Genomic DNA, 11,922 nt, shown 5'->3' on the forward strand with positions numbered 1-11,922 from the left:
AGCAAGACCACAGAATTTCCAAGGACAACGCTACCACCCGGTCGCGCTGTAGTCGCTTACACGCTCGAATGTATCAAGAGTAAGCGCTAACAACAACCACGAAATTCACACAATTGCGGCGCTAAAGTCGCGCCACTTTCGCGCCGTTATCCAACGTATCCATCGCCGCCGGCCTGACGCCGCCGGCTAGCCATTCGATCCGGAGTCAGACGAACATGTCTCTGTTTAATATTGGTCTGTCGGGCCTGAACGTTGCGCAGAACGCCCTCACAACCGTGGGCCACAACTTCAGCAACGCAGCCACCCCCGGCTACACGCGCCAGAACACGATCATCGCCTCGGCTGGCGGCCAGTACACGGGCTCGGGCTTCTACGGCCAGGGTTCCAACACGCTCACCGTGCAGCGCGTGTACGACAGTTTCCTGACGGGCCAACTGCGTGGCGCCACCTCGGCCAGCTCGGATCTGGCCACGTACGCCGACCAGATCTCTCAGATCGACAACCTGCTGGCTGACCAGAAGGGCGGCCTGGCGCCGTTGATGCAGAAGTTCTTCGCTGCGGTGCAGACCGTGTCGAACACGCCGGCCGATGCCGCGGCGCGTCAGGGCCTGCTGTCCTCCGCGCAAGCGCTGGCTGGTCAAATGAAGTCGTCGAGCGACTACTTCAAGCAACTGCAGGACGGCCTGAATACGCAGATCAAGTCGACGGTCACGCAGGTCAACGACTACACGAAGGAAATCGCGAAACTCAATGGCGAGATCTCGCGCATGACCGCCGCATCGGGCGGCCAGGCGCCGAACGACCTGCTCGACCAGCGTGACCAGGCCGTGGCCAAGCTGACCGAACTCGTCGGCGCCAAGGTGGTGATCCAGGACGGCAATACGTACAACGTGGTCGTCGGCAACGGTCAACCGCTGGTGTTGGGCACCGATTCGTACGACATCAAGGCGATTCCCTCGGCATCGGACCCTAGCCGTACCGTGATCGGCTACACGGTGCCGGGCAGCAATGGCACGTACGAGGCGGAAGAAGGTTCGATCACGGGCGGCTCGCTCGGTGGCTTCCTGCGATTCCGCACCGACTCGCTCGACGCCGCGCAGAACGCCATCGGCCGCCTCTCGCTGGCCATCGGCCAGAAGTTCAACGACCAGCACAAGCTGGGTATCGACCTAAACGGCGCTATCGGCACCGATCTGTTTGCGCTGGGCAAGGCCCAAGTGTTTGCCAACGCGAAGAACACCTCGGGCGCCATCGTCCAGGCAACGATCACGAACACGAGCAACCTGACGGTCAGTGACTACACGCTGCGTCTGACCAACGGAAATTACACGCTGACGCGCAAGTCGGACAACACGGTGGTCGCCACGCAGCCGCTGGCTACCGCTACGTATCCGATGACGCTCGGGGCCGACGGCTTCCAGATCAATCTCAACAGCGCCATGAACGTGAGCGACTCGTTCGAGATCCAGCCCACGCGCAATGCCGCCGCTGGCTTCGATACGCTGATCACGGACCCCGCCAAGATCGCTGCCGCCTCGCCGTCGCGCGCCGACGCCGCCACGAGCAACGCCGGTTCGGCCACGGCCAAGCTGACCAATGTAGCGCCTGGCTTCTCGCTGCTGGCCGGACCGCTGACGGTCAGGTACAACGCTGCCACGACGTCCTATGTCTTCTCCAATGCTGCCGGCACGCCCCTGGCACCGCAGCCGGCGCCCACCACTACGGCCACCGGCGTGGACTACACGATCAACGGCATGACGTTCAGCTTCGGCGGCACGCCCAAGGATGGCGACACGTTCACGCTGTCGAACAACGCAGGCTCCGTGTCCGACAACGGCAACGCGCTGTTGCTGGCCAAGCTGCAGACCGCCAAGACGATCAACGGCACGTCGAGCTTCAACGACGCCTACGCCACGCTCGTCAACGACGTGGGCAGCAAGACGAAGTCGGCGCTGATCGCTTCCACCTCGCAGGACAGCATCACGAACCAGGTCTACGCCGCGCAGCAGTCCGTGTCGGGTGTGAACATGGATGAGGAAACCGTGAACCTGCTGAAGTTCCAGCAGCTGTACCAGGCCAACGCCAAGGTCATCCAGGCAGCCAGCACGGTCTTCGACACCCTGATCGGCATCGCCCGCTAAGCGGCCCACTACCCGCCGTCCCTGAGATCAACCCGAAGGAATCCTCGCAATGCGCGTCGCAACCTCTACCCTCTACCGCCAGGGCCTGCAGTCGATGAACAACCAGCAGTCCCTGCTGATGCATGTTCAGCAACAGCTGGGCACGGGCCGTCGTATCCTCACGCCTTCGGACGATCCGGTTGCCGCCACGCGCGCGCTGGGCGTGACGCAGGCAGGTGCCGTGAACGGCCAGTACACCGCTTCGCGCAAGGAAGCCAACTCGGCGCTGGCACTGGAAGAAAACTCGCTGACTACCGTGACCACGGTGCTGCAGAGCGTGAAGACGCTGCTGGTGAACGCCGGTAACGGTACGCTGAGCGATACCGACCGCGCCTCGCTGGCCACCGCGCTGCAAGGCCAGTACGACCAACTGCTGGGTCTGGCCAATGCCGACGACGGCACGGGCAACTACCTGTTCGCGGGCCTGAAAACCGGCACCGTGCCGTTCGCGGCCGACGCCGCCGGCAACGTGACGTACCAGGGCGATACCGGCCACAAGCTGCTGCAAGTGGATGTGTCGCGCCAGATGCCCGCGGGCAACACGGGCGCGGAAGTATTCCAGTCGGTGAGCAAGAGCGCCGGCTACGTGCTCAAAGGTAACAGTGCCAACACGGGCACGGCCACGTACAGCGCGCCGTCCGTGACCGACCCGAGCAACGCGCTCTACGGCACCAAGCTGGCGGTCACGTTCCAGACCAACGCCGGCACCGGCAAGATGCAATACACGGTGACCAACGCGACAACCGGCGCGGCAATTGGCGGCCCGGTGGATTACGTCGACGGCGGTTCCATCAGCGTGGCAGGCGTCTCGTTCTCGGTGAAGGGCACCCCGGCAAACGGCGACAAGATCACCGCAGATCCCGCGCAACAGGCCGGCGCCGACGTGTTCGCCAACCTCAAGAGCGTCATCGACGCACTGAAGCAGCCTATCAACTCCGGCACGTCGCCGGAAACGGCTAACGCCAACCTGCAGAACGTGATTGCCACGGGCCTGCGCCAGAACAACAACTCGCTCGACAACGTGCTGACGGTACGTGCATCGGTGGGTTCGCGCATGAACGAACTGGACGCACTCGACACCATCGGCGAGAACCGCGACCTGAGCAACGCGCAGACGCTGTCGAACCTGCAGGACCTGGACTACGCTGCGGCAATCGGCGAGTACTACCAGCGCCAGACGGCACTGCAAGGCGCGCAGCAATCGTTCATGCAGATCCAGGGCATGAATTTGTTCCAGTATTTGCGGTAAGCGGATGGTGGTGAGGTAAAAACAAGGTTGTTCTGAGGGAATGCGAGTTGGCAAATCGCTGCTTGTGCGTTTGTCAAACTCGCTAAACAGTCTGGAACGATTGGCTCTGTGGCCGCTATAGAAAGACCCGCCCCAATTTACATGGGGCGGGTCTTTTTTTTCGTGCCGTCTACTAGGTCGGCATCGTCCAGCCCTTGTATGGGCACAGACAACTGCCGAGCTTCACGATCCCTAGTCTCGACTGCTCAACTCGAGTGCCCGTTGGGCAATCTGCCAGGCATTGAAACGTATCCAAACCAAAGTAAGACGAGGCCTCCCGTCACCAGAATGCCGGCGTGGCATCCGAGGGCCGGGCCACCGAGGCGTCGGTCGACGAGTGGCGCAAGGTGATGTCAATCGATCTCGCCGGCGTGTTCTATGGCGCGCGTGCAACTTTCCCCGTCGTGGAGCGGTATGTCACGGGGAACCGTCCATTGAGGCTACAACTCGATGCGCGAGTCGACGGGAGCTACATCTGTGGCGATGCAGCTGCCTTCACGCCGGCATCGGGACACGACTATGAGTTGGTAGTCCCATTGCGAGGCACCTCTCTCATTGGTGGCTACCTGGGGGCGCTGTCGCTGTCAACCGCTATAGACCCAGCGTCCTCATGCCTGCTTCGGCGTCGCCGATAAAAATCCAAGAATCCCGTCGACGATCCCTGCCTCGACGTTCCGCGCGTTCTGGCCGTCCACCGCTTCCAGCACGGCGCCATGCACCAGCGCTTCGGTCATCTTCATCGTCATCCACGCGGCCATGTCGAGGTCGTCGTGGCGCAGTTCGTCGCGGTGCCGCAGCAGTAACTCCATCACATGGCGATGGATGCGATCTCCGGCTGCGCCCATGTTGGCTTCCAGCAGCGGGCGCTCCTTCTCCAGCAAGCGATGCAGTTCCGGCTCCACTTCGTGGGCAGCCATTGCCGCGCGAATCAGGCTGGTGACGGCGCCGCGCAGTCCTTCTTCGTGCGCTTCCCCCAGGACTTTCTCGATCGATTCGGCCATGTGGATGCCGTGTCGCTGATGCAACGCGGTGAGTAACGACGCCTTGTTGGGAAAGTACTGGTAGAGCGACCCGACGCTGATGCCGGCCTGCTGGGCGACTGCATTCGTGCTCATTTCGGCATATCCCCGCTCCATCAAAACGCGAGCACTGGCTTCCAGAATGGTGTCTACCATTGCCATGGAACGGCGCTGGCGCGGGGCTTTGCGGGGTGTTGTCTCGGGTTGTCGGGCCATGGTCGGAACGCGAGTTGAAAAGACGAGCGATTGCTCGCATTATTGCTGGGTCGATCGGCACAGTCAATCAGGGGTTTCGGCCCCCCGAATAGCGAGGATTCTGACGTGAAGGAAATAGTGGTAGTCGGCGGCGGTTTCGCCGGGTTATGGGCAGCGGCTGGGGCGGCTCGCATGGCGGAAACGTTGGGCAAGGCTGTGCACATCACGCTCGTCAATCGTGACGCGCAGCACAGCATTCGCGTACGCAACTATGAGGACGACCTCGCCGCCACACTGGTACCTCTGCGAGAGGTACTCGATCCCATCGGCGTGACGCTGCAGATTGGCAACGTGGTGGATATCGACACGCATGGCAAGTCCGTCCGGATCGAGTCCGACGGCAAGTTCATCACCACGCGGTATGACAAGCTGGTGCTTGCCAGCGGCAGCAAGCTGGAGCGGCCGCCCATCGTGGATGTGGATGTCTTCTCGTTCGATGTCGATACCTACGCGCAAGCCCATCGGTTACAGGAACACATCGCATCGCTGCATGCCCGCGCGCCCCATCCCGGTCAGTACACGGCGGTGGTGGTGGGCTCGGGTGCGACGGGCGTGGAACTGGCCTGCGAACTGCCGGCGCGGTTGCGCGCAGCCGCGGTGGCCAGCGGCATCCCCGACGCCGCGCAGCAGGTGCGCGTGATCCTGGTCGATAGCAACGAGAAGATCGCTGGCCACCTCGGTGGCGCGCAGGCAGTGATCGAGCAAAGCTGTCGGGAGCTTGGGATCGAGTTGTTCCCGCACGCGACGGTGAAGTCTCTGGGCGGCTACGGCCTGACATTGAACAGTGGCCAGCATATCGACACCTCCACCGTGGTCTGGTGCGCGGGCATGCGTGCGAGCGAGCTGACCACGTGTTTTAGCGGCAAGCGCGACGTGCACGGCCGACTCATGGTGGATGCCTACATGCGCGTGCAAGGCATGGACGACGTATATGCGGCAGGCGATGTGGCGCACGCCTTGATCGATGGCGAGCATCCATCGGTGATGTCCTGCCAGCACGCCCGGCCGATGGGGCGGTACGCGGGCCACAACGTCGTATGCGAACTGTTTGGCGAGGACCTGCTGCCGCTGCATATCGACTGGTACACGAACATCATCGATCTAGGTCCGGCCGGCGCGGTGTACGCCCAGGGGTGGGACCGCGAAGTCGTCGCCATCGGCGAGCAAGCCAAGCAGACCAAGCAGGTCATCAATCGCGAACGCATCTATCCGCCACGCAACGGCAATCGCGCCGATATCTTCGATGCGGCCTCGACCGAGCTGCAACGGCCGCCAGTATTGGAGCCGCTTTCGCGCGCCTGACCATCGGCCGTCCGGTCGCGCGATTGCTGCATCCCATCGTCGTGCGACCGGTTCGTCAGCCGGACTGCTTCCATCTCCAACTTCAGCGCTTTGAGCCGTGAGTGTTTCCTCCACGTTGTCCCCGCACGCCCCTGCCGGTGGCGCCGCGCCCGTTCATGCCCCGTTTTCATTGCGGCTCGGCATCGGGCTCAAAGGTGTGCTGATTGCCGCGCTGGTGTCCGGCATCAACAACCGCACTGGCGATATTGGCCTCGCCGATATCCTGGGCGGCTACGGTCTGGGCCGCGACGAAGGGATCTGGCTGTCGTCGAGCTATGCAGCCGCCGAAGTGTCGGCGATGTTGCTGGCACCCTGGCTGGCGAACACCTTCTCGATGCGCCGTTTCGCCACCGGGGCCACGCTCCTGTTCGGGCTGATATGCGTGCTTTGCCCGTTCGCCCCGAACTTTGAAAGTCTGTTGTTTCTGCGCGTGCTGCAGGGGCTGGTTGGCGGATGCCTGCCGCCGATGCTGATGACGGCAGCGCTGCGCTTCCTGCCCGCGCACTACCGGCTCTTCGGGTTGTCGGCGTATGCGCTGACCTCGACGTTCGGCCCAAACATCACGATGCCGCTCGTCGCGTTCTGGACCGAAAGCGCGGACTGGCGGCTGCTGTTCTGGCAATTCATGCCACTCTGTCTGCTGTCCGCCGCGTTGATCTGGCATGGCATTCCACAGGACCCGGTGCATCTTGACCGCATTCGCAAATTCAACTGGAAGGGCGCACTGCTTGGCGTCACCGGCCTGTCATGCACGACGCTGGCGCTGGCGCACGGAGAACGGCTCGATTGGTTCGCATCCCCGCTGATCTGCATCCTGTCCGCGTGTGGCGTTGTCAGTCTGGTGACCTTCCTTGTCCACGAGTTTCACCACCCCACGCCCTTGTTCGAGTTCAGGCTGCTACGCCGGCGAAACTTCGCCTATGGCATCGCCACGCTGATGCTGTTCGTGTGCGCAACGTTCGCCGGCAGCGCGCTGCCCACCGCATACCTCGCGCGTATCCACGGCTATCGTCCCGTGCAGACGATGGATCTGGCCCTGCTGATTGCCGTACCGCAGATCGTGCTGTCGCCGCTGGTCGCCTTCATCGTCAATCGGCGCACGGTGGACTGCCGTTACGTGATCGCTACCGGCCTCGCATTGATGACGTTGGCCTGCCTTGCTGGCGCCTATCTCACTCCCGACTGGATTCGCGAACAGTTCTTCGTCCTCCAGCTCATGCATGCCGTGGCGCAGCCCATGGTGGTGGTGCCGCTGCTGATGATGGCCACTGGCGTGGTGGCGCCTGCCGAAGGGCCGTTCGCGTCCGCCATGGTGAACAGCCTGCGTGCGCTGGCATCGACGGTAGCCGCCGCGGCCTTCAGCAATTTCGTGACCTGGCGCGGGCATTTCCATGCCAACGTGTTGCTGGACCACGCCTTGACCACCGCCTATGCGAGTCCGTTGCAGATACCGGCTCGCGTGCTTGCGGAGAAGGTAAGGCAACAGGCGTTCGTGCTCGCCTACGCCGACACCTTCCTCGCGCTGATCTTTGTCATTGCACTGATGGCCCTCGTGCTCTGGTTTGTTCCTGTTCGTGCCTTTCCGCCTCAATCACCTGTCAGATCATGACTGTCCCTCGCCACTCTCCCCGAATCTTCTATGCACTGATCGGCGCCGCCGCCGTGACCTGTGCCCTGTACGCCGGCTTTCGCATCTTCGACGCCGGGCGGCAACAGCGCACCGACGACGCCTACATCCGTGCGGATTCGGTGTATGTGTCCCCACGCGTCACGGGTCAGATCACCGAGGTACTGGTGCAGGACAACCAGCGCGTGAAGGCCGGCCAACTGGTGGCCCGCATCGATGCCGCCGATTATCTGGCGGCAAAGGCCGAGGCCACGGCGAATGTGGCCGTGGCGCGCGCCGATATCAAGAACCTGGAAGCGGGCATTGCCCGGCAGCGCGCGCTCGTCGAACAGGCACGCGCCAGCGTGCGCGCGAGCGAAGCAAGCCTGCGCTTTACGGAATTGAATGCGCAGCGGTATCGCAATCTTTCCAGTTCCGGCGCCGGTACCCAGCAGGAGTGGCAGCGGGCTGACGCCGACCTCAGTGCGGCACGTGCGAACCGGGACCGCGACGTAGCGTCGGGCGAGGCGGCATCCAGAACATTGATGGTGCTGACCGCGCAGCTCGAAGCCGCGCAGGCGCAGTTGCAACGCCATGAAGCGACGCTTCAGAAAGTCGTGCTCAATGTCTCGTACACGCACATCGTGGCGCCGTTCGATGGCATGGTGGGGCAGCGATCTGCCCGGGTAGGTGCCTACGTGTCAGCCGGCACGCCCTTGATGGCCATCGTGCCGCTCGACGATATCTACGTGGTGGCGAACTTCAGGGAAACGCAATTGGCGCGGATGAAACCGCACCAGTCGGTGACCATCCAGGTGGATGGCAATCCGGAAAAATCCTTCCGGGGGCATCTTGACAGTGTGGCGCCTGCCACGGGCCTGAGTTTCTCGCCGGTGGCGCCTGACAACGCCACTGGCAACTTCACCAAGGTCGTGCAACGCGTGCCGGTGAAAATTCGTTTCGACGAACCTGGCGTCGACGCAGACCTGCTTCGCGTCGGCATGTCCGTCGTGGTCAGTGTCAAGACGAAGGACGGGGTTTGAGATGGGGATGCGCAAAGGATTGGGCGGGTGCCTGCTGTCGATTGCACTGGGTGGATGCGCGGTAGGGCCTGACTTCGTGGCCCCGCGCGCGGGACTGCCGGCGTCCTGGCAATGCGGTGCGCCGACTTGCGGCGCGGGAGACGTGGCGCATGACTGGTGGCGGACGTTCGATGACCCGGAAATGGCAAGCCTTGTCGAGCGCGCCGTATCGGGCAACCTCGACGTTCTGGCGATGAGCAATCGTCTGGAACAAAGCCGCATTCATCTGAAAGTGAATGGTGCATCGCAGTTTCCCAATGTCGGGGTCGGTGCCTCCTATCGTCGCGCGGAAGAGAGCGAGAAGGGATGGATCGATCCTTCCGGGCGCGATGGGAAATCGCCTTATGAGCTGTGGGGTGCGGCGTTTGACCTGAGCTGGGAAGTCGATCTGTGGGGGCACGTCAGACGCAGGATCGAAGCCGCGCAGGCCGAAGTTACGATGACCTCGGCAGAAATGGATGGCGTGCTGCTCTCGGTTGCTGCGGAGACGGCTTCCGACTACCTGAAACTGCAGGGCGTGCGTGAGCAGTTGTCTGTCACGCGCGAAAGCCTGCTGATCGCGGAACGCAGCCTCGCCCTGGTGAACTCGCGCTACGAGAACGGCGTCACTACGCGTCTTGACGTACACAATGCCACAGCGTTGATCAGTACGGTTCGCGCACGGATGGAGGCGCTTGGGGCCGAGCAGGTCCGTTTGCTGAACGCGCTGGCGATGCTCGTCGGCCAGGCGCCCGGCACGCTGGATGACGAGCTGCTGAAATCTCCGTCGCGTACCAACGACGACACGCACGAAATCCCCGTGGGTATTCCGTCGGAGATCGCGCGCCGGCGTCCAGACATCCGCATGAAAGAAGCCGATCTGCATCGTGCCACCGCGGAGATCGGCGCCGCCAAAGCCGACTTCTATCCGCGCGTGATACTTGGTGCCAACTACGGCTATCAGACGCTGAACGGTTCGAGCTTCGGTTCATGGGCTACCCAGCAATGGAGCTATGGCCCAAGCCTCTACCTGCCGCTATTCCAGGGCGGCCGGCTGGTCGGCACGCTGGCGTTGCGAAAGGCGCAGCAGCAAGCGGCTGCGATTGCGTATCGCAAGACCGTATTGCTGGCCTGGCATGAGGTGAGCAACGTGCTGTCCGATTACGCCGCGCAGGAGCGCGAGCATCGCCATCTCACCGAGGCTGTCGAGCAGAACCGCGAGGCGTTGGCCGTAGCGGAACAACGCTACAAGGAGGGCGCTATCGACTACCTCAACGTGCTCAATGTCCAGCGCACGCTTTTGCTGGCCCAGTCCGCCAGGGTCGAAAGCGGCACGAAGACCGCAATCGGACGGGTTCGCCTTTATAAGGCGCTCGGTGGAGGGTGGCCGGGCGGGCCCACCGGTTGATCCGCATAGAAACGGCTTGACCTTCCCATGCGGGCGCCTATCTTCGGTGAAGATCCTCCACAAGCGGGGTCACAGGAGACGAGCGATGACATCCACCCCTTCCGCGCGCAGACAGGCGTTCCGGCAACTTGTGGCGTCAAAGCAGGCGGCGCTGGTGCCGGGCGCCTTCAATGCCATGAGTGCGCGCGTGATCGAGGATCTGGGGTTCCAGGCGGTCTATCTGACTGGCGCTGGCGTGACCAATATGTCGTTTGGCTTGCCGGACCTCGGCTTCATCGGGCTCAGCGATATCGCCGAACACACGGCGCGTGTGCGCGATGCCGTGGCGTTGCCGCTGATCGTGGATGCGGATACGGGCTTCGGGAATGCGCTCAACGTGCAGCATGCCGTGCGCACGCTGGAGCGGGCCGGCGCCGATGCCATCCAGCTCGAAGACCAGGTCATGCCGAAAAAGTGCGGGCACTTCGCCGGCAAGCATGTGGTCAGCATGCACGAGATGGCCGCCAAGATCCGCGCGGCTGCCGATGCACGGGACGATGCCGATTTCCAGATCATCGCGCGTACCGATGCGGCGGCGGTGCATGGCATCGAGGATGCCATCGAACGCGGGCACCGCTTTGCAGAGGCGGGTGCGGACATCCTGTTCCTGGAGGCCATCGAAGGGTTGCCCGATATCCAGCGATTGCCGCAGTTGTTCAAGACCCCGTTGCTGATCAACATCGTCATTGGCGGGAAGACACCCGTGCAGGGGCGCGATGCCCTGCAAGGGCTCGGCTATGGCCTGGTGCTCTATGCGAACGCGGCGCTGCAGGGCGCGGTGCGCGGTATGCAGCAGGCGCTGGGCATGCTGAAGTCGAACGGACAGATGGACGAGAACCCGGCGATTGTCGTGCCATTCAACGAGCGTCAGCGGCTGGTCCGGAAGCCCCTGTACGACGAACTCGATGCGCGATACAAGAGCGACGACTGAGAGCGACGACTGAGGGAGCGCCGATGAAGACTGCATTGATCGTGCTCGATGTCATCAACGACATCGTCGATCCGCAGGGAAAGCTCGCCGGTGGCGGTACGGCGGCCCACGCGCAGGATCGCAACCTGTTGCGCAACGTGAATGCGGTGATTGCGCAAGCGCGTTCTCGGCAATGGCCGGTGATCTTCGTGAAGGTGGGTTTCACCGCGCAATATGCCGAGCAGCCCAAGGCGTCGCCGTTCTTCGGCAAGGCGCATACGGCGGGCGCGCTTGCGCTTGGGCGTTGGGGCACGGACTTTGTCGATGGGCTGGATGTGCAGGCGAGCGATCACGTGGTGGTCAAGCATCGCATCAGCGCGTTCTATGGCACGCCGCTCGAAGCGATCTTGCGTGCGAACCATATCGAGCGGCTGGTGTTGACGGGTGTCAGCACCACATGGGCCGTAGAGTCCACCGCGCGCGACGCGCATGACCGGGACTATCAGGTGGTGATCGTCGAGGATGCGTGTGCCGCGCGTAGCGAGGACGACCACGGCAGGTCGATGAAAAACCTCACGGCCATCGCTGCCGTGACGTCGGTGGATCAAATCATCAACGACGCTGCAAGCGCTTAGCGAATCGCTCCCGCGTAGCGGCGCGCGACTTCGGGCGCTGGAATCCCAACCGCCTTAATCCCCTACGGAAATCCTCCATTTCCTTATTTCAATAAATTTGAACAACTATGACAGTGAACCCCGGTTTTTCTCCGGCGGGGCCACCGCTATAGTTCAACCCATGGACAGCGCAGCCACGCA

At 62.8% G+C, this 11,922-nt stretch carries 9 protein-coding genes; 8 read left to right on the forward strand and 1 reads right to left on the reverse strand.

All coding sequences use genetic code 11. The features are described from left to right. Positions 1–215: 215 nt before the first annotated feature. Positions 216–2,141, forward strand: coding sequence for a flagellar hook-associated protein FlgK (gene flgK, locus ABDB81_RS27415; protein ID WP_346814103.1), 1,926 nt, complete (start codon positions 216–218; stop codon positions 2,139–2,141). Between the two features lie 49 nt (positions 2,142–2,190). After that, on the forward strand, positions 2,191–3,429 hold the full coding sequence (gene flgL / locus ABDB81_RS27420; protein WP_346814104.1) for a flagellar hook-associated protein FlgL: 1,239 nt from the start codon (positions 2,191–2,193) through the stop codon (positions 3,427–3,429). A gap of 647 nt (positions 3,430–4,076) precedes the next feature. On the opposite strand, the gene ABDB81_RS27425 is transcribed toward flgL, so the two are convergent. Beyond that, the gene (locus tag ABDB81_RS27425; RefSeq protein WP_160474261.1) at positions 4,077–4,703 is read right to left on the reverse strand and encodes a TetR/AcrR family transcriptional regulator; all 627 of its coding nucleotides are present in this window, start codon (positions 4,701–4,703) and stop codon (positions 4,077–4,079) included. Positions 4,704–4,808: 105 nt separating this feature from the next. On the opposite strand from ABDB81_RS27425, the gene ABDB81_RS27430 reads away from it, so the two are divergent. The 6 genes from ABDB81_RS27430 to ABDB81_RS27455 all read left to right on the forward strand — a co-directional run bounded on the left by ABDB81_RS27430 (position 4,809) and on the right by ABDB81_RS27455 (position 11,742). Beyond that, positions 4,809–6,044, forward strand: coding sequence for an FAD-dependent oxidoreductase (locus tag ABDB81_RS27430; RefSeq protein ID WP_346814105.1), 1,236 nt, complete (start codon positions 4,809–4,811; stop codon positions 6,042–6,044). 97 nt (positions 6,045–6,141) lie between these two features. Continuing rightward, positions 6,142–7,692 carry an MFS transporter gene (locus ABDB81_RS27435; RefSeq protein WP_346814106.1) on the forward strand — a complete coding sequence of 517 codons (1,551 nt, stop codon included), beginning with the start codon at positions 6,142–6,144 and terminating at the stop codon, positions 7,690–7,692. Next, positions 7,689–8,732 (forward strand): HlyD family secretion protein, encoded by a 1,044-nt coding sequence (locus ABDB81_RS27440; RefSeq protein WP_346814107.1) that lies wholly within the window; start codon positions 7,689–7,691, stop codon positions 8,730–8,732. The genes ABDB81_RS27435 and ABDB81_RS27440 overlap by 4 nt, the downstream gene beginning before the upstream one ends. 7 nt (positions 8,733–8,739) lie before the next feature. Further along, positions 8,740–10,158, forward strand: coding sequence for an efflux transporter outer membrane subunit (locus tag ABDB81_RS27445; protein WP_346814108.1), 1,419 nt, complete (start codon positions 8,740–8,742; stop codon positions 10,156–10,158). 85 nt (positions 10,159–10,243) lie between these two features. Further along, positions 10,244–11,128, forward strand: a complete 885-nt coding sequence (locus ABDB81_RS27450; protein ID WP_346814109.1) for an isocitrate lyase/phosphoenolpyruvate mutase family protein — start codon at positions 10,244–10,246, stop codon at positions 11,126–11,128. 23 nt (positions 11,129–11,151) lie between these two features. After that, positions 11,152–11,742 (forward strand): isochorismatase family cysteine hydrolase, encoded by a 591-nt coding sequence (locus ABDB81_RS27455; RefSeq protein WP_346814110.1) that lies wholly within the window; start codon positions 11,152–11,154, stop codon positions 11,740–11,742. Positions 11,743–11,922: the final 180 nt, after the last annotated feature.

It is taken from the genome of Cupriavidus sp. DL-D2, from assembly GCF_039710735.1.
In the GTDB taxonomy this organism is placed as follows: Bacteria; Pseudomonadota; Gammaproteobacteria; order Burkholderiales; family Burkholderiaceae; genus Cupriavidus.